General features: G+C 67.1%; 13 protein-coding genes and 1 tRNA gene. 6 read left to right on the top strand and 8 right to left on the bottom strand.

What is annotated here, in order from left to right; all coding sequences use genetic code 11:
• Positions 1 to 5 precede the first annotated feature (5 nt).
• Entirely contained in the window at positions 6 to 2,912 is a 2,907-nt protein-coding gene (gene aceE / locus IBX18_RS19600; protein WP_373889207.1) for a pyruvate dehydrogenase (acetyl-transferring), homodimeric type, read from the bottom strand.
• A gap of 234 nt (positions 2,913 to 3,146) precedes the next feature.
• Here aceE and IBX18_RS19595 point away from each other — a divergent pair, with 234 nt between their 5' ends.
• The 4 genes from IBX18_RS19595 (at position 3,147) to IBX18_RS19580 (ending at position 4,883) form a co-directional block, all read left to right on the top strand.
• Positions 3,147 to 3,704, top strand: a complete 558-nt coding sequence (locus IBX18_RS19595; RefSeq protein ID WP_107655014.1) for a hypothetical protein — start codon at positions 3,147 to 3,149, stop codon at positions 3,702 to 3,704.
• A gap of 126 nt (positions 3,705 to 3,830) precedes the next feature.
• Complete coding sequence (locus IBX18_RS19590) at positions 3,831 to 4,253, top strand: DUF3052 domain-containing protein (RefSeq protein WP_107660179.1); 423 nt, start codon at positions 3,831 to 3,833, stop codon at positions 4,251 to 4,253.
• Positions 4,254 to 4,328: 75 nt separating this feature from the next.
• Positions 4,329 to 4,793 carry a peroxiredoxin gene (locus IBX18_RS19585; RefSeq protein WP_194835077.1) on the top strand — a complete coding sequence of 155 codons (465 nt, stop codon included), beginning with the start codon at positions 4,329 to 4,331 and terminating at the stop codon, positions 4,791 to 4,793.
• Between the two features lie 18 nt (positions 4,794 to 4,811).
• A tRNA-Val gene (locus IBX18_RS19580) sits at positions 4,812 to 4,883 on the top strand.
• Positions 4,884 to 6,079: 1,196 nt separating this feature from the next.
• Here IBX18_RS19580 and IBX18_RS19575 read toward each other — a convergent pair.
• Entirely contained in the window at positions 6,080 to 7,147 is a 1,068-nt protein-coding gene (locus tag IBX18_RS19575) for a hypothetical protein (RefSeq protein WP_194835076.1), read from the bottom strand.
• 340 nt (positions 7,148 to 7,487) lie between these two features.
• Here IBX18_RS19575 and IBX18_RS19570 point away from each other — a divergent pair, with 340 nt between their 5' ends.
• A complete protein-coding gene (locus IBX18_RS19570) occupies positions 7,488 to 9,365 on the top strand; it encodes a hypothetical protein (protein ID WP_194835075.1) in 1,878 nt (625 codons plus the stop codon).
• 139 nt (positions 9,366 to 9,504) lie between these two features.
• A complete protein-coding gene (locus IBX18_RS19565; protein ID WP_194835074.1) occupies positions 9,505 to 10,947 on the top strand; it encodes an ATP-binding protein in 1,443 nt (480 codons plus the stop codon).
• 335 nt (positions 10,948 to 11,282) lie between these two features.
• Here IBX18_RS19565 and IBX18_RS19560 read toward each other — a convergent pair whose 3' ends face one another.
• The 6 genes from IBX18_RS19560 to IBX18_RS19535 form a co-directional block, all read right to left on the bottom strand.
• Positions 11,283 to 12,206 (bottom strand): alpha/beta fold hydrolase, encoded by a 924-nt coding sequence (locus tag IBX18_RS19560; protein ID WP_194835073.1) that lies wholly within the window; start codon positions 12,204 to 12,206, stop codon positions 11,283 to 11,285.
• 69 nt (positions 12,207 to 12,275) lie between these two features.
• The gene (locus IBX18_RS19555) at positions 12,276 to 13,088 is read right to left on the bottom strand and encodes an ABC transporter permease (protein WP_306796326.1); all 813 of its coding nucleotides are present in this window, start codon (positions 13,086 to 13,088) and stop codon (positions 12,276 to 12,278) included.
• Between the two features lie 20 nt (positions 13,089 to 13,108).
• Positions 13,109 to 14,071: an ATP-binding cassette domain-containing protein gene (locus IBX18_RS19550; RefSeq protein WP_194835071.1), complete on the bottom strand. Its 963-nt coding sequence runs from the start codon at positions 14,069 to 14,071 to the stop codon at positions 13,109 to 13,111.
• Complete coding sequence (locus IBX18_RS19545) at positions 14,058 to 20,795, bottom strand: non-ribosomal peptide synthetase (RefSeq protein WP_194835070.1); 6,738 nt, start codon at positions 20,793 to 20,795, stop codon at positions 14,058 to 14,060. The genes IBX18_RS19550 and IBX18_RS19545 overlap by 14 nt, the downstream gene beginning before the upstream one ends.
• Positions 20,782 to 21,633 (bottom strand): 3-hydroxyacyl-CoA dehydrogenase family protein, encoded by an 852-nt coding sequence (locus IBX18_RS19540; protein WP_373889213.1) that lies wholly within the window; start codon positions 21,631 to 21,633, stop codon positions 20,782 to 20,784. The genes IBX18_RS19545 and IBX18_RS19540 overlap by 14 nt, the downstream gene beginning before the upstream one ends.
• Positions 21,630 to 25,994 (bottom strand): condensation domain-containing protein, encoded by a 4,365-nt coding sequence (locus tag IBX18_RS19535; protein ID WP_194835068.1) that lies wholly within the window; start codon positions 25,992 to 25,994, stop codon positions 21,630 to 21,632. The genes IBX18_RS19540 and IBX18_RS19535 overlap by 4 nt, the downstream gene beginning before the upstream one ends.
• Between the last annotated feature and the right edge of the window lie 12 nt (positions 25,995 to 26,006).

Below are 26,006 nucleotides of genomic sequence, written 5' to 3'. Positions count from 1 at the left end.
GTCCGCTACTCGCCGTCTCCATCGGAACTCGACGCGTTCTTCGGCGCGGCGTCGACGTCGTCGATGCGGTACTTGGTCGCCGCCTCGATCACCTTGGCACCGTCGATCTTTCCGGCCTTGGCGAGGCCCGAAAGGGCTGCCACCACGATCGATTGCGCGTCGACATTGAACACGCGGCGGGCGGCGGCCCTGGTGTCGGAGAACCCGAAGCCGTCGGTGCCGAGTGTGATGAAGTCGCCCGGGACCCACTTGCGCACCTGGTCCGGCACCGCACGCATCCAGTCGGTCGCGGCGACGTACGGACCCTCGACGCCGGACAGCGCCTCGGTGACGTACGGGACGCCGTGATCCTCGTCGGGGTAACGCAGCGCGGCGATCTCCCGGCTCAGCGCCTCCTTGCGGAGCTCGCCCCACGAGGTCACCGACCAGACATCGGCCTGCACGCCCCAGTCCTCGGCGAGCAGCGCCTGCGCGCGCAGGCCGTCCGGCACGGTGACGCCGGAGACCATGATCTGGGCGCGCACGTCACCCTCTCCTCCGCGCTTGTACAGGTAGAGACCCTTGAGCAGGCCGGCGATGTCGACGTCTTCCGGCTCGGCTGGCTGCTGGTACGGCTCGTTGTAGAGGGTGATGTAGTAGAAAATGTCCTCGCCGCCGAAGCCGCCGTCCGCCTTGCGGGTGTCGGTGCCCGGCAGCGCGTACGGACTCGGTTCCGGGGTGCCGCCGCCGTACATCCGACGCAGGCCGTCCCGGATGATGTGCGCGATCTCGAAGGAGAACGCCGGATCGTAGGTCACCACAGCCGGATTGGTGGAGGCGAGCAGCAGCGAATGGCCGTCGTTGTGCTGGAGCCCCTCACCGGTGAGCGTGGTTCGCCCTGCGGTTGCGCCGAGCACGAAGCCGCGCGCCAACTGGTCCGCGGCAGCCCACAGACCGTCGCCGGTGCGCTGGAAACCGAACATCGAGTAAAAGATGTACAGCGGGATCATCGGCTCGCCGTGCGTCGAGTACGAGGTACCCACCGCGGTGAACGACGCGGTCGAGCCTGCCTCGTTGATGCCCTCGTGCAGGATCTGCCCGACGGCGCTCTCTTTGTAGGCAAGCATCAACTCGGCGTCGACCGATGTGTACAACTGACCGTTGCGGTTGTAGATCTTCAACGAAGGGAACCACGAGTCCATACCGAACGTCCGGGCCTCGTCGGGGATGATCGGGACGATCCGCTTGCCGATCTCCTTGTCCCGCAGCAGCTCCTTCATCAGCCGCACCAGCGCCATGGTGGTGGCCACGCTCTGCTTGCCCGACCCCTTGCGCACCGACTTGTACGCCTCGTCACCGGGCAGTTGCAGCGGCTTCGCCGTGGTGCGCCGTTCGGGCAGGAACCCGCCCAGCGCCTTGCGGCGATCGAGCATGTACTGGATCTCGCGTGACTCCATGCCCGGGTGGTAGTACGGGGGCAGGTACGGATCCTTCTCCAGCTCGGCGTCGCTGATCGGAATCCGCTGCAGGTCACGGAAGTCCTTGAGGTCCTGCAGGGTCAGCTTCTTCATCTGGTGCGTGGCGTTGCGGCCCTCGAAGTGCTTGCCGAGGGTGTAGCCCTTGATCGTCTTGGCCAGGATCACCGTCGGCTGACCCTTGTGCGCCATCGCGGCCGCGTAGGCGGCGTACACCTTGCGGTAGTCGTGGCCGCCGCGCTTGAGGTTCCAGATGTCCTGATCGGACAGGTCCTGCACGAGGGCCTTGGTGCGCGGGTCACGACCGAAGAAGTGGTCGCGGACGTAGGCGCCGTCGTTGGCCTTGTAGGTCTGGTAGTCGCCGTCGGCGGTGGTGTTCATCAGATTCACCAGCGCGCCATCGCGATCCGCGCCGAGCAGCGCGTCCCACTCACGGCCCCAGATCACCTTGATGACGTTCCAGCCCGCGCCGCGGAAGAACGACTCCAACTCCTGGATGATCTTGCCGTTGCCACGCACCGGGCCGTCCAGCCGCTGCAGATTGCAGTTGACCACGAAGGTCAGGTTGTCCAGGCCCTCCAGCGCCGCGACGTGCGCGAGACCGCGCGACTCCGGCTCGTCCATCTCACCGTCGCCGAGGAACGCCCACACATGCTGATCGGAGGTGTCCTTGATGCCGCGGTCGTGCAGGTAGTGGTTGAACCGCGCCTGGTAGATGGCGTTCATCGGGCCGAGACCCATGGACACCGTCGGGAACTCCCAGAAGTCCGACATCAACCGCGGGTGCGGGTACGACGGCACCCCGTGGCCGGGGCCGCCGTGGCTGTACTCCTGCCGGAAGCCGTCGAGCCGGTCGGTACCGAGCCTGCCCTCGAGGAAGGCGCGCGCGTAGATACCCGGCGAGGCGTGACCCTGGATGAAGATCGAATCGCCGCCGCCGGAGTGATCCTTGCCGCGGAAGAAGTGGTTGAAGCCGACCTCGTACAGCGCCGCCGAGGACGCGTAGGTCGAAATGTGGCCGCCCACACCGATGCCGGGGCGCTGGGCACGATGCACCATGATCGCGGCGTTCCAGCGGATCCAGGCACGGAAGCGCCGCTCCACCTCCTCGTCGCCGGGGAACCACGGCTCGTTCTCGGTGGGGATGGTGTTGACGTAGTCGGTAGACGTCAACGCGGGGATGGCGACACGGCGTTCACCGGCCCGCTCCAGCAAACGGAGCATGAGGTAACGCGCTCGGCCGGGGCCCTCACGATCGAGCATTTCATCGAACGACTCGAGCCATTCGCTGGTTTCCTCCGGGTCGATGTCCGGTAGGTAGGACGCCACCCCTTCGCGGATAACCCGAACACGCTCGGTCGGCTGGGCGAGCGATCCGTTCGGATCGCGCCCGGCCGGAGCGGCGGAGTCGGATCCAGCGGGTTGCGCTGGAGCGGAAGAGTGGATCAGGTCGGTCAAATCTGCTCCTCGTACAGGGGTGGACATGCGGATAGCGTCGGTATCCCCGAGTGGATTCGCGTGGGTTTGCGTACCACTCGTTTACGTAAGGTCGGGGCGCACCCTCCATCCTTGCCGATGGTGTGCCCCAGGTCATCATGTCAGCAGGAAATCCAGTACCGTGCGCTGGGCAACATGAGCCCGGGCCGCTGTAGTTTTCGAGCGCCGGCGAGGCGCACGTCATACGGGAGGACGATGAAGACGCTGGACCCGCGCGGGTTCGGATTGGTGTGCGCGACCGGAGCGGTCGTCGTCGGCTTGGTCGTGGCCGGCTGCGCGAACCGGGTCGAGGGCACAGCCAATCCCAACACCGCAGATCTAGCGGCCTACAAGACCGAGGCAGCGGCCTCGTCGGCCGCGGCAACCTCGTCCAAGCGCGCTGCGGCGCAGACGAAGGCGATCACCGACAACTGCAGCCAGTTCCCGACCACCACCGGTGTCGGGGTCTCCAAGTACAACGAATTCGTCGACGCGCACGACGCCAACGCGCCCGACTACGCCGCCAAGCGAGAGCTTGCCGCGTCAACCCTGGATGACGCCGCGAACAAGGTGGAGACCGGAGTCAACACCGCCAAGGACTCGCTGCCCGGCGAGTTGGCCACAAAATTTACCGATTACGTCACAGCGGCTCGGGCGCTCTCCGGGGAGACCCGCCGGATGACCTACACCGCGCCCGTCGGGCCGCTCAACGAGGCAAGTAGGCGGGTCAACGACGCGCGCAACGCCGTCCGCGACGCCTGCCCGAAGCGCTGAAACGGTCCGTGACACAACATTGTCACGCGACATTCCGGGCCATTTTCTGCGGATCGGCTTGCGCTGGCGGCCATAACCATGTTCGCTTGCAACTACCTATTGTCGGGAGTTGAGGAGGACACCACCGTGGTCGCCGCGGCGGACGCGCAGAACTACGCTCAGAAGCTTGGCATTACACACGGCTTGGTTGTCCAGGAATTGGGCTGGGACGAGGACGTCGACGACGACTTGCGAGCCGACGTCGAGGAATCCATCGGCAGCGACCTTGTCGATGAGGATTCCGATGAAGTAGTCGACGTCGTGCTGCTCTGGTGGCGTGACGGGGACGGTGATCTGGTCGACGCACTGATGGATGCGATCGGTCCGCTTGCCGACGAAGGCTTCGTCTGGGTACTCACGCCCAAGACCGGACATCCAGGCCATGTCGAACCAAGCGAAATCGCTGAATCCGCACCCACCGCCGGTCTGACTCAGACCTCGGCGATCAGCCTGGGTACCTGGGCGGGCAGCCGCCTGGTCCAACCGAAGGCGCCCTCGAAGCAGCGCTGACCCACCTTTCGCTATGGTGTCGCCGGGCGGTGATCGTGCCGCCCGGCGGAAACCCGACACGATGGAGGATTTGCGATGCCGCTCGAAGTTGGCACGGTCGCGCCGGATTTCACGCTCAAGGATCAGAACAACCAGGACGTCAGCCTGTCGAACTACCACGGCAAGAAGAACGTCCTGATCGTCTTCTACCCGCTCGCCTTCACCGGCATCTGCCAAGGTGAACTGTGCAAGGTGCGCGACGAACTCCCCAAGTTCCAGAACGACAACGCGGAGATCCTCGCCATCTCCGTCGGCCCGCCGCCCACCCACAAGATCTGGGCCGCCGAACAGGGATACACCTTCCCCCTGCTGTCCGACTTCTGGCCGCACGGTGCCGTAGCCCAGGCCTACGGTGTCTTCAACGAAAAATCCGGCTACCCCAACCGCGGCACCTTCGTCGTCGACCGCACCGGATACATCCGTTTTTCCGAGATGAACGGCCCCGGAGAGCCCCGTGACCAGGCGGCTTGGGAGAAAGCGCTCACCGCGCTAGATTCATAACCCGGTCGGTAACGACAAGGGCGTATAGCTCAGCGGTAGAGCTCTGGTTTTACACACCAGCGGTCGGGGGTTCGAACCCCTCTGCGCCCACTCCGCTCATCGGCGAATCCTGCTCGCGGAAAGCGCTCGCAGGATTCGCTCCGTCCGTTTTGTGGGGGCGCAACCCCCACGCCCCACCCGGCGGGCTTCGCCCCCGGACCCCCTTCCCGGAGCGCCGGTCCCGAAGCCGCGCCCACTCCCCGGTGCGGCAGCCCAAAGTCTCGCCCCCGGACCCCCTCCCGGCCAGGTGCCCATAGTCACCGCCTCCCAACTGTCCGTGCAGTCGCGTGAGCAGACCACCGTGGTTGGCACCGCTCTGGACGTAGCATCGCTCCCATGCCATTGAGGGATGCCGCCGCCAACCCCGGATGAGGTGAGGTCTCGATGTTCGTCATGTCGGCACGGTCGCACGGGACTGGCGCACTTATGTCGCACCCGCGTCGGACTGCTCGAAACAGTGCTCGCCGAACAGCGGAAGCTGTTGCGCAGTACGGGGTTTGCCCGCCGATCCGGCATCCTGCACGCTGGCTGACGGCGGAGAATGCCAACGAGCGGTGACGACAATCGGTTCGCGGTTGGACCGCGTTGACCGTCCCGCTCGCCACATTGCGTCCTGACCGGCACGGGGGTGGCGGTAGGCGCGTCGTCACCGCCCGCAGCGGCTGCCTCTACACCTGACTAGTTGCCACGTCCGGACCTGGGCCCAGCCTTCGGCAAGGGTATGCGCTCGTACGTGCAGGCTCCTCCCGCATTCGGGGGACAGCTCAGGCACTTGTAACCGGGAATTTCCCGGCCGGCGCAGGAGGCGGCGAAATACATCGATCCGCTGTGAACTCGATCAGCCGCTGGGGTTGCTGATGCCTCGCTCATTCCGAGACCGAGACCGGTGGCACAGACCGCGATCGCGGCGCCGACGGCAATACGTTTGAACATAGTTCTTCCCCTCCAAGGCGACTCCCCGCCGCCAACCGTGATTTTGGATCGGCAACAAATTCTGTTGTTGCCGAGCAACTTTCGGTTGATACGACGCAAGAATATGCACGCGACCTTTCAAGATCCTTAACGAGCTCGGGCGGCCGGTGCTGTCGTGCTTGTGCTGAATGATCGCCACCAGACCTCTGTCGAGGTCCAGTGGCGTGCCACAGCCCAAGGGTTGAGCCTGCTCATAACCCCGGAAAGAGCCACCTGTTTTACAAAACCGGCGGCCCGCTCCGGGCGTTGAACGTGGAGCCGCCGGATCGTGTCGGTTAGTTCAGCTCTACTCCTCGGGCGGCTTCGATCTGTTGTGGCGTTTCATGATTCGTCATATCCAGGGGTGCGGGGCCGAGTCCGAGGACCCAGGCGGTGGTGACGCTGCGGAGTCGGTCGCGCAGGTGTGGATCTTCGACATAGTCGATCAACTGGAGCGCCTGGCTGAGGACTCGGTCGGATCGGATGGCTTGATGAATCAGCGCGGCTTGGTCGGTCAGATGTCGGCGAGCCTTATTCGCGTGAACGGTGAACGCGCCACTGATGGTGGTGATCAGTAGTCCGCCGAGGCTGGCGAGGATCGGCATGTACAGGCCACCGTCCGCGGTTCTGCCGTGCACGATGGCGAGGCACGCGCCGGTCAGCAGAATCAGGGCGCCGACGGAGGTGAAGAATATCGCGCAGCGGAACGTGGCGCGTGCTTGCGAGAGAGCTTGCTGAAGAAAGTCCGACCAGAAGCCCTGATGCTGCGTTCCGGGATCCGCAGGTTGTTCAGGCGCCGGCGTGGCCCCGATGTTGACGTGGGCGTGGTCGCCGGTGATCAGGACCCGCTGGAAGCGGGTCGCGTTGGTCCGGACACGTTTGAACGCGGCGTCCCATGGTTTGACGTCCGCGATCCCTAGTGCGCGCACCATCGCCAGAAACGAACGCCGGCTGCGCGGGATCTGTTTGCCGACGAGAACGCTCATCACGGTGGCCTGGGAAATGCTTGCGCGCCGGGCGATTTCGGCCATGCTGAGGTTGACCTCGATTTGGACGTGGCACAGGGCGCGGGCGAGTTCGTCAGCGGTCTGCACGGTCGCGAGCGATGCCCGATCCGATGGTACGAATCCCATCCCGATCATGGTTTCACCGAACTGCCGGAAGGGCCCGGGTGAGACGCCGCTGTCCAGCTGATCATTCTCCACCGAATGCCGCCGATTCGAGGTTGCGCGGCGATCTACGGCCAATCTGCCGGCGGCGGTGTCGACCGCGGCCGAGTCGTCGTCGATCAGCGCTAAGGACGGGCTGGCCGCGATCAACGCCAGGGCGAGCAGGGCGGTGACGCGCCGGGAGCTCCCCGCCAAGACATGCCAGTTGCGGAAATCTGGATCTTTCGCTTCTCGAGGGTGGTGCGAGACCATAGGGAGGTCGGGCCCTTTCTGAGTCGGCCTGAACCGAGGTGGACCCGCACCGTCGCCTTCGAAGTTGCGATGCGGGCCCGCCTGGACGCCCGCCAGCTCGGCGACCGCACCGCTAATCCAAGGACGGGGAGTATTTCTCCGTCTATCCCCGGCCATTCCCAGCGTGGGTTCTGACCTGCCGGTGCGGAGAGTTCCTCGCCACCTCCCGGAGATTGTCCGAGCGGAGCTCTACTATGAGCCGCGCAGCAATCCTGATGAGGAAAATTCAATGCCTGGAGGAGCCGTGTCGAGGGACCATCAACGCGCCGGACATCCTCTTCGCATCTCGCCCGATCAATTCTCGAAGAGCCTGCCCGAGCCGACGCGGATCCTGAATGCCGAGCTGAACAAGCTGATCAGCGACGCGGGACTGACCCGCAAGCAAGCCGTCTTGACGGGCGGGCTCGACCTCACCGACAAACAGTGCTCACGCCAAATGGGTGAACGCCGCGCAGGCCCGACTCCCGAGTTGTTCGAGGCGATCCTCACCGCCGCGGCCCGCGAACTCGGGTGCCCGCGCGAGGAACTCGACCGGCGCTACCGACCGATGCTGCACGCCGCCCAGGCCGCAGCAGCCGGGTCCACTCCGCCGGTCAGCCCGGTAGTCCCCGATACTCCCGCAATTGTCCCGGACCTCGCCGTGCCTCATACTCCCGCTCAGATGTCCACCCTGGTAGAGAAAGCCGAGTGGCTGGCCGATCTGCTGGTCCGCAATGAGGAGCGGCGTGCGGCCGCGCAGCTCGGTGCCGTGTTCGGCCACGACAAGGCGCTGCTGGTCGAGGCATTGGTCAAGCTCGGCGCCCTCGACCCGGGCATGGTCGCGGCCTTGCTCGAAGCAATCCGGCGGCGCGACGGAGCACCCCGCAGCACCGGTCTACTCGACGAAATCAGAAAGCAAGACGCGCAGATCGGCGCCCGGATTGCGGCGGTCCCGCTACGCGAGGAACTCGGACGCAAATCCACCATCCTCGAGAGCGATCCGGCGCGGGTGTTCGGGCGGCGCATGGCCGCACTGATCCAGAACAGCCACATCGACCAAGCACGGCGCGAAACCGTCGCCCGCGCCGAAGAACTGGCGCACGGCGCGCACCGCGACAGCGTCCTGGCCGGGATCATCGAGGCCAACGGTGCCGGCCCGACCCTGGCCGGCACGCTGCTCACGGACATGGCCGAGGACAACTGCGAGGAAATGCTGCTCTACCTCGTGCAACTGCTACGTCATGTCCAGCCTGGCGAGCGGTTCGCTCTGCTGTGTCGCCTCGACGAAGCGCTGACCTCGGAGTTGCGTGGCACCATCGTGCGCCTACTCGGCAACAACGAACGCCTGCCCAACAACCGGGACCTCGACAGCCCGGAATTGCGCGACTTCGCTACGTTCATGAAGACCCTCCGCGAGGACTCCCACCGCCTGATCGCCGTGATCACCGACGAGCCGATCATCACCTTCCCGGATCTGGCCGCCGGGCATCTCGTGGAGTCCATTCCCAACTTCGAACCGATCCTCGGTGGGATGGTCACCTACCGGTTCGAGGGAACCGTGCAGCTGCTGGCCCGCGCCCTCGCGGACTGGAACTCCCGCGTGCAACAGTTCGATGGATTTCCGCACTCATATCCTCCCGTCACCACGCTCGCCCGCGCGGTCCTGGGTCTGGCCAACGGAACACGACTGACTACAGCGATGCTCACCTGCCACCCCGCCAGCGCGACGCTGCTGTTCGACGCGATGCAAAACGTGGACCATCCCCGGTTCCCGGTGCTCCTCGCCGATCTCGCCACCAATCACGTCACCACCGACGCTCTCGCCCGTCTCGCCCTCGACGCCGACAAAGAACCGCAGCGCCTGCGGATCTTCGAGAAGCTGGTCAAGGACAACCCCTACGACGCCGACACGATCATGCGCCGTATCGCCGCCGAATACTCCGCCGAAATCTTGAAGGTCCTAGCCAAGTCCGGCGAGGACGCGCCCCGCTTCACCGAGCGCATGATCGAACTGCTCAACGATCCACGCACCCCCGGCGCATCCCCGCGGCGGACCCCAACCCCCAGCGCCGCCCCCATCTCGAAACTCCCCAGCGCCCACCGCACCCCACCACCGAACCGGCCCGGGCAAGAAACTGGATGACGCCCGCGCGCCTGGACCATCCCCGGCACGCCGGTCCGTGCTCCGCGGCGCCAGGAAAGCCCAATACTATGTCGGTCCACTGCGGTAGATTAAATCTACGTAGATCTCATCTACATAGACTGACCTAGAAGGAGCATCCTTGACATCAGGGTTCGTCGGCAGGACTGTCGAGCTGGGACTGCTGCGCACTCGCTTGCAGCGTGTCGCAGACTCTGGCAGGGGCGTCGCTGTTGCGATCCGCGGACGCCGACAGGTCGGAAAATCGAGACTGGTTCAGGAGTTCTGCGACACGACGCAGGCGCCGTACCTGTACTTCACCGCCACCAAAGGTATGCCGGTCTCCGAATCACTCGCGATGTTTCTGGCGGAGTTGAAGAGGTCGGGGATCGCAGCTGATCCCGAGACCCTTCCCGAGAGCATCGGCGGCTGGCCCGACGCTTTACGATTGCTCGCGACCACGCTCGCTGATACACCGACCATCGTCGTAATCGACGAATTGCCTTGGCTAGCAGAACAAGACATCGTATTCGATGGCGCACTGCAAACGGCATGGGACAGATTGCTGCAGCAACGTCCGATTTTGCTACTGCTCCTAGGCAGTGACATCCACATGATGGAACGACTTACCGCCTACGACCGCCCGTTCTACGGGCGTGCCGACAACCTGGTCCTCGATCCGCTCAACCCGGCCGAAGTCGGTCACGCTCTCGGACTCGACCCAGCCGAGAGCATCGACGCACATTTGATCACCGGCGGGCTGCCCGGAATCTTGCGCAGCTGGCCGCAGGGGCTGTCACCGCTCGAGTTCGTGCGACGTGAATGCGACGACCCTGCCGCACCACTCTTCGGAGTGCCCGAGGCCACCCTCCTCGCCGAGTTCCCCGCACCCGACCAAGCGCGACGCGTGCTCGAAGCGATCGGCAACGGGGAGCGCACCCACGCCACCATCGCAGCCACGGCGGGCAGCCGCAGCGGCGCATTACCCTCCGGAACGTTATCGCCTCTACTGCACCGGCTTTCGGCAGAAAAGCAGGTGCTGTCGGTAGACCAGCCACTGTCGGTCAAACCTGGGAAACCAGCACTCTATCGTGTCGCTGACAGCAATCTTCGGCTCTACCTCGCCGCACTTCGCTCGGTTCAAGACCTGGTTCGACGGGGGCGAAGCGATGCAGCCTACGAGCTGTTCGCTCGACGCTGGACCACCTGGCGCGGCAAAGCCGTCGAACCCCTCGTGCGAGATGCGCTCGAACTGACCGCGCTCGCGGGAGCGCTGCCCTGGAAAGACGTCACCGCGGTCGGCGGCTGGTGGAACCGTGCATTCAACCCTGAGATAGACCTCATCGGCGCCGACCGCTCACCCGTTGCCGATCGGGTGATCTTTGCCGGATCGATCAAATGGCTCGGTACACCGTTCGACCGCCACGACCTAGCTGCACTCACTCGCGGAGTCGCCAGTGTTCCAGGCTTCGTCCCGAACGAAACCGCATTGGCCGTAGTGTCCTTAGCCGACCTCGAGCCCACCCTCGCCGACACCGTCGACCTGGTATGGAACGCCGTTGACGTGCTCTCGGCATGGAGTTGAGAAACTCCTGTCTCAACGCTTGCAGGACCAGCGCCTGGCCACAGACATAGGCTCCGGACCGAAAAGTATCGCTGTTGTCCTGCGCCAGCGCGAGGTCGGCCTGCGGGCGCATTAGGGTGCCGCGTTTGTCGGGTGCACGGTGGATGCTGCTGCAGGCAGGTAGCCGTTGATGCCGATGGTTCCGGTGTCGATGCGTTGCGAAAGCCCTACCGGAAACCGAGATCGAGAACCTCTTCATCGGTGCTACCTATGCCCGTTCCGTAGCAGGCATCGACTCGGCCGACAACGGGTTCCGATCGGCGAGCGAACTGCGCTCGGGTAGTCGCCAGCGACGCTCAGAAAAGATCCGGCGTCGCCGGCGGCACATCGTCGAGGAACGCACTCACCATCGGCGCGAGGACCGCCGACTCCCCGGAGATGCCGATATGCGACGTCGCGGGCAGCATCACCAAGCGTGCGGCGGGAACCTTCTGCAGCATGCCCGAGGCTGCCGCTTCCTCGTCACCGCCGCCGCGCAGCTTGAACATCGCCAGCGCATGCTCAGGCTTCACGGCATCCGCATCACCGACGATGACCATTGTCTTCGCGGAGATCGAACGCATCTCCGCGTCGCTGATGTTCTGGTCATTGACGTTCAAGACTTTCATCTTTTCGAGGTAGGTGCCGTACGCCGTGGCGTCCGGCGTGTGCTCCATGAAGGCCTGCTCGATGGGCGTACCGGCAAACGCTGTGGCGCTGATACCCTCGATGGCTTCCAGCACCGACGGGTACCAGCCGTCCTGGCGGTAGGTGGCGGACATCGACACCAGCTTGTCGACCAACGTCGGGTGACGGAGCGCGAGTTGCAGCGCGACGCCGCCGCCCTGCGAGTAACCCAGCACGCTCGCGCGCTCAACTTTCAACGCGCGCAGCAACGCCGCGGCATCGTCGGCGAACTGCTCGTAGGACATCCCGCGGGAAGTGTCAGGGGTGCGGCCGTGCCCTTGCTGGTCGAAAACGATCACAGCACGCTGGTCCGCGAACGCGGAGACCCACGACTTCATCGAGTCGGTGGCCATGAACGCGCCGGGGATAAGCAGCAACGGAGACGTTTCCGACTTCCCGAGCTCGCCGTACACCTCGTAATAGAGGCTCAGACCGTTGATCGGCAGGTGCCCGTAGTTCGAAGGCTCAGTCACGGTTTCTCCCAAGGCTCGGATGAATCGGCTCTGATCTGTAGACGAGAGCCGGCTACCGAAATCATCGCGCTCGGCCGACATCGAAGTCGGCAGCCACGCGCCGGAGCAAGACGGCACCGAGACGACGCGATCGCGCGGGTGGATTCGCGCTCAGCGGCTCAAGTTGCGAAAAGCGTTGATGGACAACGGGATAAAGATCAGCAGCAGGGCGGCGGGCCAGAGCACGGCCATCAGGGTGGAGTTCGCGGTGACCCAGGAGTCGGTGACGACGCCGGGGCTGCCGAACAGGGCACGGGTGGCGTTGACGGTGGCGGACAACGGGTTCCAGTCGGCGAGGGTGCGTAACCAGCCGGGCATGGCGGTGGTCGCGACGAAGACACCGGACAGTGCGCCGATCGGGAACTCTGCGGTTTGCACGCCGATGATGGCCGCGCTGCTGGTGAAGGCCAGGCCCAAATAGATGCCGATCCAGATGAGGGCGAAGCGCAGCAACAGGATCAGTGCGACGGCGGCGCAGAGGTCGGCGAGCGAACCGCGATGGTGCCAGCCGAGTACCAGGCCGGTCAGGATCATCACGGTCAGCGTCATCACCGACAGCAGCATGTCTCCGGCTGCTCGGCCGATCAGCACGGCGGCCGCCGAGATGGGCATGGAGCGGAAGCGGTCGGTTACGCCGCGGTCGACGTCGGTGGTCACGGCCAGGGCGGTGGCGCCGATACCGAACAGCATGGTCATGGTGAACATGCCGGGGATCAGATAGTCGCGGTAGTCGCCGCCGCCGGGCACCCGCATCGAGCCACCGAAGAGGTAGACGAACATCAGCACGACGACGATGTTGAACGCCAGGGCGAAGACCACCGGCCCGGGATTGCGCCGCCAGTGCGCCAACCCGCGCAGCGTGAGCGTCCAGCTGTCGAGCAGCACCCAGCGCACGCCCGTGGCAACCGGCGCAGTCGTGCTCACGGCTCCCCCGCGCTGATCCCTCATGCGGTCACCACCTGTTCGGCATGGCTGGTGAGGTGCAGGAAGACTTCGTCCAGGGTGGGGCGCCGCAGCATGAGGTCGTCGAACTGGATGCCCGCCTCGTCCAAGGCTCGGACCGCCGCGGACAGCGCACTCGCCTTGTCGGCGACCGGCAGACTCACCTGCCTGGTGTCGAGATCGAGCACCGGATCCGCGGTGCCGAGCCGGGCTACAGCCGCGGCGGCCGCCGCGATCTGGAAACGGCCGTGCACCACGAATTCGATGCGGTCGCCGCCGATCCGGGACTTGAGCTCGTTCGGGGTGCCTTCGGCGATGACCTTGCCCGCGTCGATGACATTGATCCGGTTCGCCAGCTGATCGGCCTCGTCCAGGTACTGGGTGGTCAGCAGCATGGTGGTGCCCATCGCGACGAGGTTGCGCACGGCCTGCCACACCTCGTTGCGGCCGCGCGGATCGAGGCCGACGGTCGGCTCGTCCAGGAACAGCACCGCCGGTGACAGGATCATGCTCGCCGCGAGGTCGAGCCGGCGCCGCATACCGCCGGAGTAGGCCTTGACCGGTTTGTCGCCGGTATCGGCCAAGTCGAACTGGTCGAGCAGCTCGGCCGCGCGCCGCGTGGCCGCCCGCGGGGACAGATGGAACAACCGGCCGAACATGATCAGGTTCTGGCTGCCGCTGAGCACCTCGTCGAGCGCCGGATGCTGGCCGACCAGCCCGATTCGGCTACGCACCAGGCCGGCCTGGCGGACGACGTCGTAGCCGGCCACCCTGGCCTGTCCGCCGTCGAAGCGCAGCAGCGTCGCGAGAATTCGCACCGAGGTCGATTTGCCCGCACCGTTGGGGCCGAGCAGGCCACAGACGGTGCCCTGCGGCACGACGAGATCAAAACCGTCCAGGGCTTTCCTGGCGCCGTAGTGTTTTCGCAGACCGTCCGCGACCACCGCAGGATCACTCGACATCATCCGCACTCCTCCTCCGCGAATACCGCTGTCCAGCAGCATTGTTCGAGCCATCGGCCACCCTCGCGAAGAATCCGCTACGCACGTAGTGATCGATGTATTTCCGTAAGACGTCTCGCCCGATCCGTTCGGATCCCAGCCTCACTGGCCCGAGCGCCGGACCCGGGGGCAACGTGCTCGAGATCAGGCGCGCCCGCGTCAAATCGTGTTCTCCTCGCGCCGATTGCTCGGCCGAAGAACGGTCCAGTGATTCGGCGAACTCGGCGGGCGGCACCACGCGCAGCGGAAAACCGTTCCGATCCAGCTCGGCGCGCAGATCCACGATCGATACCGCATGCTCGGCATGGAGATCGTGATCCGCGCCGATGCTCGTCGGCTCCAGCACCGCGCGCACCAGGGATCGCGCCACCAGATCGACCGGGGCCATGGCCACCACCCCGGATTCCATTCCCGCCGGGATCTTTTCGAGGGCAACGCAGGCTCGGATCAGATTCCAGAAGGCATCGTCGCTCCGGCCCGCACCGGATTCGGTATCGCCGCCGATCAAGCCGGGCCGATAGATCGAGACCGGAATACCGCGGGCGCGGGCGATCCGGAGTATCTGCTCGCCAACCCATTTCGTCTGCAGGTAGCCCGAGTGCGGGACCTGATCAGCCGTGGGCAGACCCGCGTCGCCGAGCACCGATGCCGTCGACACGAAGTGCAACGGCTTGAGCCGCTCGGTGACCGCGAGCCGCAGCAGGTACTCGAGCGAGGCGACATTGGACTCGTACAGATGTCCGTAGGTCGCGATGTGGTTGGTCCGGGCACCGCTATGCACGATCGCATCGACGGATGCGGCGAGGTCGGCGAACTGTCGCGGGGTCAGCCCGAGATCACGGGCGCTCAAGTCGCCCAGCACGATTCGGATTCGATCCGAGCCGATACGCGGCCCTGCGCCGTAGCGCCGCATCGCGTCTTCGACCCGGCGATGACCGATCTCGGACGTTGGTGCGCGGACGAGACAGTAGATGTCGGCGTCTGTCTGCGCGAGCAGTTGCCCGACCAGGTGTGATCCCAAAAATCCGGTCGCGCCCGTCACCAGGACGCGTTCGAGTGTTGTCGCGGCACGATTACCACCGGGCTGAATATCATCGGCCAACACGACGTCATCGGCGAATCGGCGACTGTTGCCGAGATCCGTTCCGCGAACAAGGAATTCCGCCAGCTCGACCACCCGCGAATGGTCGAACAGCTGCGACACGTCGATCTCGCAGCGGGTCGCCGCACGGAGTTGATCGACCAGCGGTATCAGCAGCAGCGAGTGCCCGCCGAGGTCGAAGAAGTCGTCGTCCAACCCGACGCGGTCGACGCCGAGTACCGCCGCGAATACACGAGCGATCACGACTTCCAATTCGGTACGCGGCGCCCGATACACCGCACCGGCGGCGAATTCGGGTTCCGGCAGCGCCCGGCGTTCCATCTTGCCACTCGGCGACACCGGGAATTGGTCGAGCACCACGATCGCGGCGGGCACCAACTGCCTGGGCAGCCGCGACGACAGGAACGAACGCAACACCGCCGCATCGGTATCAGTCTCGGTGGTGGTGACGTAGCCGACCAACCGCGCACCACCGGCCCCGTTTCGGAAGGTGACCACGGCGCGACGCACCGAAGGATGCTGCGCCAGTGCGACTTCGATCTCCCCCGGCTCGATCCGCAAGCCGCGCAGCTGGATCTGATCATCGGCCCGGCCGAGGAACTCCAACCGGCCATCCGTCCGCCAGCGCACCACATCGCCGGTGGCATACGCCCGCGCTCCGCCGCGACCGTACGGATCGGCGACGAATCGCGACGCTGTCAATCCAGGCCGCCCCGAATATCCCTGGGCCACACCGGAACCCGAGACATACAGCTCCCCAGGCACACCGACCGCCACCAACCGCAGCCGAGCGTCCAGCACCCGGAGCACGACCCCGCCCACCGGCCTGCCGATCGGCACCGAGTCCGGATCGGCCGCCGTGACCTCGTGACAGGTCACCTCTACCGTCGTCTCGGTCGGGCCGTACAGGTTGTACAGCCGAGCACCGCTGCGCTCCAGCACGCGCCCGGCGACGTGCGCGGGCAGTGCCTCGCCCGAGGCGAATATCCTGCGCAGCGAACGGCATCGGGCCGCCTCGGGCAACTCGATGAACTCCGCGAGCATCGACGGCACGAAATGCACCGTCGTCACGCCGCCGGTACGGATCGTCTCGGCCAGGCGCGCCGGGTCACGGTGCGCCAGTGCCGCCGCCACCAGCACGCTCGCGCCGATCTGCAGCGGCCAGAGGATCTCCAGCAGCGAGACGTCGAAGGTCGTCGGCGTCTTCTGCAGCACCACATCGTCAGCGGCGAGCCGGTATTCGTGTTGCAGCGCCGCCAGCCGGTGGACGAGCCCGCCGTGCGTGCCGACCACACCTTTGGGACTGCCGGTGGAACCCGACGTGTAGATCAGATAGGCGGCGTCGGCCGGGCGCAGCGGTCGAGCCCGGCTGCGGTCGGTCACCGGACCGGGGTCCTGCTCCAGTACGCTGCGCACGGTCCGCGGGTCGTCGAGCGTCAGCACCGGCACACCGCATTCGCGGACGGTCTCGAGCAAGTCGACCGTGGTCACCATGAGCACCGGACGTGCGTCGGCGACCATGAACTCGATACGTGCGGAGGGATATTCGGGGTCGATGGGCAGGTAGCAGCCACCGGCCTTCCAGATGGCGAGCAGCCAGACGATCAGATTCGGTGAGCGCGCCGACAACACCGCCACCGTCGTCTCCGGTCCGACCCCGCGCTCGAGCAAGCTGTGCGCCACCCGGTTCGACTCCCGATCCAGCTGCGCGTAGGTCAGCGCGGTGTCGCCGAAGGCCAGCGCCACCGCGTTCGGTGTCCGGCGCACTTGGCCCGCAAGGGTTTCCGGGATCGTCGCCGCGGCGTCGGCTCCTTCGTCGACCTGGCCGCCCCACCGCAGCAACAGTTCCCGCTCGCCCGGCCCGAGCAGATCGACCGCACGTACCTCGATATCGGGGTCGGCCGTCACCGTCACGATCAGCCGCTGCCAGCGCGCCACGATCGCGTCGACCGTGCTCGGCTCGAAAGCGTTGGTACGAAAGCCGATCCGCACGCCGAGTCGGGCTCCGGGGATCACCCTGATGTCCAGCGCATAGTGGGTTGCGTCGGCACCGTCCACGCCGACCAGCGCCAGTTCGGTGCCGGGAAGGTCGAACGACTCCCGATCGATCGGGTAATTCTCGAAAGTCAGGAGCGTGTCGAACAATTCGCTGTGACCGACCAAGCCTCCGATCTCGCTCAGTCCGAGGTGGTGATGGTCGAGCAGCCGCATCTGATCGGCGTGCAGTCGCGCGAGCAGCTCGCTGACCGCGATATCGGCGTCGAGGCGGACCCGGACCGGCACCGTATTGATGAACAGGCCGATGGCCGTCTCCACCCCGGGCAGGTGCGGCGGGCGACCCGACACCGGCGTTCCGAAGATCACGTCGTCGCGGCCGGTCAGCTGGGCCAGCACCATCCCCCACGTCGCCTGCAGCACCGTGTTGAGGGTGGTGCCGCACCGCTGCGCGAGCGCGCCGAGCCCTGTCGTCACCGCCTCCGGCATCGTCGTTTCGACGACCGCACGCGCCGCGGTGCGGTCCGCGGCAGTCGCGCTCCCGGCGAGCAGGGTCGGCCCGGTGACCCCGTCGAGCACCGCGCGCCATGCCGCCGTTGCCGCGGCCCGATCCTGCGCGGCCAGCCACGTGCAGAATGCCCGCGGCTGGAGGACGGGGGCGAGCCCGCTGGTGTCCGCGTTCGCGGCGTAGATCGCGAGCAGCTCACCCAGCAACACCGGAACCGACCAACCGTCCCAGAGAATATGGTGGCTGGTCAGGATCAGCCGATGCCGATGAGCGGACAGGTCGACCAGCAGCCACCGCAGCAGGGGGCCGGTCGCCAGGTCGAATCCGTCGGCCTGCTCGGCGGCCCGCAACCGTGCCAGCTCCTGCCGCTGCGCGGCCTCGTCCGCAGCGCTCAGATCGACCTGCCGCCATGGCACTTCCGCGCGCCGGACGATGACCTGCACCGGCCGTTCGAGCCCGTCGTGCTCGAAAACCGCACGCAGACCGGGGTGTCGATCGGTGAGCAGCCGCACCGACGCCCGCAGCAGCGCGGGATCCAGTCGGCCTGCCAGCTGCACGTCGAGTTGCACGACATAGAGGTCGGGACCACCGGCCGCCGCGTGGAACATCAGCCCGTCCTGCAGCGGAGTGAGCGGCAGGATGTCTTCGATCCCACCGGGGTGGCGCTGGTCGAGATGTTCGCGCTGGCGCCGGCTCAACGCCACCTCGACCCCCTCATCCGCGCGGGTCGAACTCGCGTCCGTGACGGGCGTTGCGATGGCGGCCAGCGCACCGGGGGTCCGATGGGCGAAGACGTCCTGCGGCGTGAACGACACACCGACGGCTCGGGATCGGCTGACCAGCTGGATCGAGGAGATGCTGTCGCCGCCGAGCTCGAAGAAATTGTCGTCGGCGCCGACCCTGGGCAGACCGAGCACGTCGGCGAATACGTCGGTCAGCACCCTTTCCAGCTCGGTTACCGGTGCCCGATACGCAGTGCCGGAGGACAATTCGGGCTCCGGCAAGCTCGCACGGTCCAGCTTGCCGTTCACCGTCAGCGGAAAACTGTCCAGCACAACGAAAGCCACCGGAACCATGAACTCCGGCACCCGCGCCGCGACGAAATCTCGCAACTCCGCAGCGCTTACACCGCTGGCCGGCACCACGTAACCCACCAGGCCCGTACCGGCCCGCAACACCACCACGGTGTGGCGCACCGACGGATGCGACCGGAGTACGGCCTCCACCTCGCCGAGCTCCACCCGGAACCCGCGCACCTTCACTTGACCGTCCACCCGGCCGATGAATTCGAGTATCCCCGCCGAATTCCACCGCACCACATCGCCGGTGCGGTACAACCGCTCCCCGGTACCGAACGGATGGGCCACGAACCGGGCCGCCGTCGCACCGGCGCCGCCCACATATCCCCGGCTCACACCGGCGCCCGACACGTACAGCTCCCCCACCGCGCCGACCGAAGCCAGGGCCAGGCCGCTGCCGAGCACGAAAACTGCCACACCACGCAGTGGACGACCGATCGGCACCGTGTGCTGGTCGATGGTTATACCTGGCGTGAACGTGCTGACGGTCGCGAATGTCGTTGTCTCGGTAGGCCCGTAGCCATTGGTCAACCGTGTGCGGCCTCTCGACAAGGCGCGCGAGAACGGCTCGGCGGGCACGGCCTCGCCGCCGACCAGCACCTCGTCGACGGTGTCGAAGATCTCCGGCTGCTCCGCGACGAGCAGTTCGAACAGCCGGGTGGTGAGGAAGAGCGTCGTGATGTGCTGTGCCGCAACGATATGGCCGAGCGTGGCCGCGTCGAGCCGACCGGGTGGCGCGAGCACCGCGGTACCACCGCCGAGCAGCGGCGCCCACAGTTCAAAGGTGAACGCGTCGACGACCATCGGTGAATGCACCAGCACCCGGCGGCCGGCCTTGGCGGCCAGCCGATCGGACACAAGATTCGCCACGCCCGCGTGGGTGACCACCACGCCCTTCGGCGTACCGGTGGATCCCGAGGTGTACACCACGTACAGCGCGTTGCGGGGATCCACCCGCTGTCGGAGATCCGTGTCGTCCTCATACGCGGCCGAGACACCGGGGTCATCGATGACCACCAGCGGCAGGTCGGCGCCGAGCAGATCACGACCCGCGCACGACGTGACGACCAGTCGCGCGGCGGCGTCGGCGAGCATGAATTCGATGCGTGCGTGCGGATATTCGGGATCGATCGGCAAGTACACCGCGCCGACCTTCGCCACCGCGAGCAGCAGCACCACCAGGTCCGTGGACCGCGGCAGCAGTAACGCAACGACCACTTCCGGTCCGGCTCCGGCGCTGATCAGCAGGCGCGCCCAGCGATTCGACTCCCGGTCCAGCTCCGCGTAGGTCAGCGTCGTGTCCGCATCGATCACGGCCACCGCATCCGGCGTCCGATCGGATCGGCGGCGGAACAACTCCGGCACCGTGTTCGCGGGGCAATCCGACCCGGGAGCGGCCCCACCCCACTCGAGCAGCCGGGTCCGCTCCGGTTCGGCCACCACGTCGATGACGCCGACGGCCGCGCCCGGCTCGCACAGCAGCGCGTCGAACACCCGGCGGAACCGGCGGTGATCGGCATCGGGCAGCGCGATCTCCCAGGCCCCGTCCGTCTTTCGGCACGCGATCTGCCAGGCCCGCTCGTGTCGGTGCGGCCACGGATCGTCGAACTCGGGCAGGTACCGATGCCGCCTGCACCGGCGCAACAGCACGCCGACCTGCTTTGCCACCCGGTAGAAGCTCATTTGCGCGGTGAGGGTGACCGGCACCGGCCGGGTGTCACCGTCGCACCAGCCGACGACGATCTCGGCCGCATTCGTCCGGCGGTACTCGTACACCGCGAGTGCGGCCAGTACCAGCGCGGCCGGGTCCCCGCCGCTGACCCGCACGAGATGCCGGTATTCGTCCAGTTGACCCAGCGGCAACCACTGGTAGCCGGGCGCGGCGCGAATCGGTTCAGCCGCAGGAGATCCGGGTGCGGGCACGTCGGCCAGTAGCCGCGCCCAGAATGCTCGATCCTCGGCCCACGCCCCGGTCGCTGTGTAGTTCAGCTCATCGATAGACATGGAAGCCCCGACCCGTCTTACGGCCGAGATGCCCGGCCTCGACCAACCGGCTGAGCTGCGGCGGGACCCGGTAACGGTCGTCGCCGGTTTCCGTGCGCAGCACCGCGATCGTGTCGGCCACGTTGTCGAGCCCGATCAGATCCGCCGTCCGCAACGGCCCCATGCGATGCCCGAGACATCCTTCGAACAGCGCGTCCACGGTTTCCGCGTCGGTGTCGGTGTCGAGGCCCGCCGCGGCCGCACCGATCAGCAGCATCAAAACCCGGTTCAGCACGAAGCCGGGACGATCGCCGACCACGATCGCGCTTTTGTCCAGTGCCGCAATCAGACTCAGCGATCGCTCCAGGGTGTTCGGCGCGGTCTGCGGCGCGACGATCACCTCCACCATCTCGGTCAGCGGTGCGGGGTTCATGAAGTGCAGGCCGATCACCCGCTCGGCGTGGGTGACTCGCGCGCCGAGGCGGGTTACGGGGATCGCCGAGGTGCAGGACGCGAGCACCGTGTCCGCGGCACAGTGCCGGTCCAGCTCGGCGAAGACCGCCTCCTTCAGCTCGACCCGTTCGGTGACGCATTCGATGACGAAGGTCGCGGGCCGCAGCACGCCCGGGTCCGCAGACCATTCGATCCGGGCCGTCGTCTCCGAGATCGCGCTGTTCTTGCCTGGGCCGCGCAGCAGCACGGCCAACCGCAGCGACTCCGCCACCCGGGCGCGGGCCCGGTCGAGCGCCACCGGATTCGGCTCCACCACCAGTACCGGGTAGCCGGCCTGCGCCAGGCACTGGGCGATCCCGCTGCCCATGGTGCCCGCGCCGACCACGCCGACGGGTCCTTCGGTCACCATGTCGATACCTCCTCCGGCACCGCCGTGACATCGGCGGCCACGTCGTAGACCGGGTCGTCGGGCCGATCGTCCAGCGCGGCAACAAATCTCGCGAGATCGGCGGCCATGGCCAGGGCGGTCGCGCGCGGTTGCCGCTCGGCCGCGAACTGCAGGACCAGCGTCACCGAGGTGGCGGCCGATCGCCGCCATGACAAGCCGAGTTCCACGCCCGGCCGAGGTCGACCGCCGGGCACCTGTTCGCCGAAGTAGTGCACCGCGCAGCCGGTGCGTGCGCTGTCGGCTCCCGCGATCACGTGGCGCGTACGTTCGATCAGTGCGCGGCTGGTGGGTATGTCGGCCAGGTCCAGTTGAATGACCGTCTCGCCGAGGCCTATATCTAGGTGGTCCACACCGGAATACCACGCCAGCAGTGCGGCCCAGGCGCTCAGCAGTACGGGGTCGAGGCCGCCGTCCGCCGCGAGCAGCGCGGACGCCACCTCGGCATCGATCGTCTGCTCCACGAATTCCGTACTGGACCAGTCGATTTCGTTCGCAGCACGATCAACAGACAGTGGTACAGCCGACCGCGAAACGGGAACGCCTGAGCCGCGCAGGAACTCGGCGATCGACGGCGCTTGCGGCCCGACCATCCTGGCGAGGATTTCGAGATACACCTCGCCCATTCGGGCAACGGTCGCCGCGGTGAACAGCTCGGTGCTGAACTCGATGCAGCAGCTGGCATCCGCGCCCGACTGGTCGTAGGTGACGAACGTGAGGTCGAATTTCGCTGTGCCCGCGGGCAATCCACCGAATGCGTTGCCCGGCGAGTGCTCGGCATCGAAGACCGCGAGGGCCTCGCCGGTGTAGTACGGCGGCACCTCCTGATGCACGTAGGCGACATCGAACAGCGGCGTCCGGCTGAGGTCGCGATCGGCGACGAGCGCACCGACGACCCGGTCGAAGGGGATCTCCTGGTGCTCCAGCGCGCCGAACACGACGGCCCGTACCCGTTCGAGCAGGGCGGGCAGTGTCGGTTCGCCGGTCAGGTCCGCGCGCAGCGCCACCGTGCTGTTGAAATAGCCGATGACACCCTCGAATTCGGGCCGGGTCCGCCCGGTGGTCGGCGTGCCGACGACGATGTCGCGCTGTCCGCTGTACCTGGCCAGCAGCAGATACAGGCCCGTGAGCAGCACGATGTACAGCGACGCCGACTCCCGCTTGGCGAGCGCCCGCAGTTCGCTGAGCAGCTCCAGCGGAATCGTGAACGGGTGCAGATCGCCGACGAAGGTCTTGCGTGGCGGCCGCGGAAAGTCGGTGGGCAGCCGCAGTGCGGGCGCGCCGCGCAGGGTGTCGGTCCAGTAGCGCAGTTCGTGGTCCAGCTCGGTGCCCGCGAGACGTCGGCGCTGCCACCACGCGTAGTCGCGATACCTGGCCTGTAGCGGTTCGAGCCGATGCGGACGACCCGCCAGGCGCGCGGCGTACAGCTCCGGCACCTCCTTGCTCAGGATGGCCGGCGTCGCACCGTCGGTGACGGCGTGGTGGCAGGTGACCTGCAGGACGTGTTCGCCGGGGCCGAGCTCGATCACCAGCACCCGCAGCAGCGGGTCGGCGGCCAGGTCGAAGGGCGTGCACGCGGAGGTTCGGACCAGCTCGCGGGCCGCGGCGACGGGGTCGGGCGCCGCGGACACATCGACGTGGCGGAAGAACTCGCCGAGGTCGGCGCGGATGCGCAGCACCGCGACGCCGTCGCGCTCGGCGAAGTTGTAGCGCAGCGTCTCGTGCCGGTCGATCAGGTCGACGATGGTGCCCCGGATCGCGTCGACGTCTATCGGCCCGCGCAGCAGCGCGACCACGGGATAGTTGTACAGCGTTGTCCCGGCGTCGAATTGCGCGTGGAACCACATGCGCTCCTGGCCGAACGACAGCACCGGCTCGACGTCGACCGGCGCGATGCGTCCATGGGCCGTCCCGGCGGCGGAACCGGTGGCCGTTCCCGCGCCGATCAACTCCGCGAGATCGGCGATCTCCGGCCGTTCGTAGACATCGAGCATCTTCGGCCGGAAGCCGAACGCGCGATCGATCCGGTCGATGAGTTGCCCGGCGATGATCGAGTTACCGCCCAGCTCGAAATAGTTTGCGTCCGCGGCGATCTCGGATTCGGCGTCGAGCAGTTCCCGCAGGGTGGCGCGCAACCAGTCGACGGGATCGGCGCTCGCTGCCGTAACTCGCTCCGGCACAAGCACTGTCGGATGCCCGCCGCTCGGTGGCCGCGGCCGGTCGACCCAGCAGCGCACGCCCTGCATCGGGTGTCCGGGTAGCCGTATGCGGGCACCGGCTCGAACGCCGAGCGCGGACCAGTCGAGGTCGATGCCGCGCTCGTACAACTCGGCAAGGATGTCGAGCAGACCGCTCGACTCCGGTTCGGCGACAAGCACTTGCGCGTCCGGCTCGGTGCGCAGCAACGCGCCGAGCCTGCCGTCGGGGCTCGGCTCCACGAACACCACCGGCCCGCTGGCGAGCAGCGACCGCGCCGTTTCCCGCAACCGTGCCACGTCGATCGACGTGTCGAGGACAGCCAGATCGGCCGGGTCGGCCGCGGTGTCGGCGCCGAGCAGATACCGCGCCGCATACCGGCACGACCCGGCGCTGAGGATCGCCGCGAACTCGATCCCGGCCGCGCGCAGCAGCTCGTGCGCCGCGATCTGCCGCGCCAGCAGCTCCGCGACGTGACCCGACGCGGGCAACCGGTCCGGCAGCGCCGCGGCACGCACACCGGCGGGCAGCCCGTCCGGGGACATCAGCAGCACCACCGCCGGTGCCGGCCGCGCGGGTGCGTCAGGACCGGGCCGATCGGCGCGCCTGGCCAGCGACTGCGCCAGTTCCGGGACGGTTCGCGCGGGCACCGCGAACCGATGCGCGTCATGGTCGCGGCCACGGGTGAGGGTGAAAGCGACGTCGGCGAGGTCGGGCGCATCGTCGGACAAGGCGCTCGCCAGCGTGGCGCAGAGTTCGACCAGTGCGGGTTCGCTCCGGGCCGAGACACCGACGAGCCGCACGGCGTGATCTGTTGTCGCACTGCGGGATTGCCGCACAGGCGGACCGGAAACGACGCAATGCGCGTTGCTACCACCGAGACTGAAGGAGCTCACCCCGGCCAGCCGTGGTGTCCCGGCAGGCCACGGCCTGGCCGCCGTCAGCACCTCGACGCCTACCGCCGCGAGATCGACATCGCCGGTGGGCCGGTCGAAGTGCAGCGACGGGTACAGCTCTGCGTGTGACACGCTGAGCACCGCCTTCACCAGCCCGGCGATACCGGCCGCGTGATCGAGGTGGCCGATGTTCGTCTTCACCGAGCCGATGGGCAGCGACGCGGCGGTTCCCGGTGTTTCGGCGTCGCCAAGCACCGCCGCGAGACCCTCCAGCTCGATCGCGTCGCCCAGCCGCGTCCCCGAACCGTGCGCCTCCAGATATCCGGCGTCGCGGATCGATGCCCCGGCCGCCTGCCACGCGGCGGCGATCACCCGCGCCTGTCCGGCCGCGCTCGGCGTGCTGATCGTCGCCGCGTTCCGGCCGTTGTGCCGCACGGCACTGCCCCGGATGACCGCGTGGATCGGCGCCCGCTCCGCCTGCGCGCGGCCGACCGTCGTCAGCAACAGCACGGCACCGCCCTCCCCCAGCGCGGTCCCGTCCGCGGCGGCGTCGAACGCCCGGCACCGGCCGCCGGTCGAGACGATCTCGGCGAAGCTCTGCGCGTTACCCGCCGCGCAGCCATCCACGTGCAGGCCGAATCCACCGGCGAGCGCGTATTCGGCTGCGCCGGAGGTGATCTCACGACAGGCCTGATGGACCGCGACCAGGGAACTGTTACACCCGCTGTCAATGGCGAAGCAGAGCCCGTCGAGGTCGAGCAGGTGCGCGATCCGGGCGGGCGTACCGAAGGGCAGGTTGCCGAGCAGGCCGAGCGGCCCGGGTTCGGTGGTCAGCCCCTGATACTCCGGTGCGGGCGCGCTCAACACGACCGCGGTGGTGTGCTTGCTCAGCGTCGACACCGCATATCCCGCATCCGATATCGCGGCGACGGCCAGCGTTAGTGCGATGCGCTGCTGCGGATCCATCACGGTGGCCTCGCGCCGGGACAGGCCGAAGTACGCGTGGTCGAACCGGTCGATCTCGTCGAGCGAGCCCATCGGCAGCTGCGCCGCGTCCTGGTCCAGGCCGGTCGCGGCCTGTCGCGCTGCGGGCATGGGGCGCACCGAATCTCGTCCGGCCAGCAGGTTGGCGCGGAACTCCTCGATGGTCGTGGCGTCGGGAAAGCGCAGGCCGATCCCGATGATCGCGATATCGGTGGCGCAGTCAGCGCCGGTCGGATCTGTGCTCATGACATCGCCCCT

Source organism: Nocardia sp. XZ_19_369, assembly GCF_015355715.1.
Classification (GTDB): domain Bacteria; phylum Actinomycetota; class Actinomycetes; order Mycobacteriales; family Mycobacteriaceae; genus Nocardia.
Note: the sequence above shows the minus strand (reverse complement) of the source record. Positions and strands in the feature narration are given on the sequence as shown.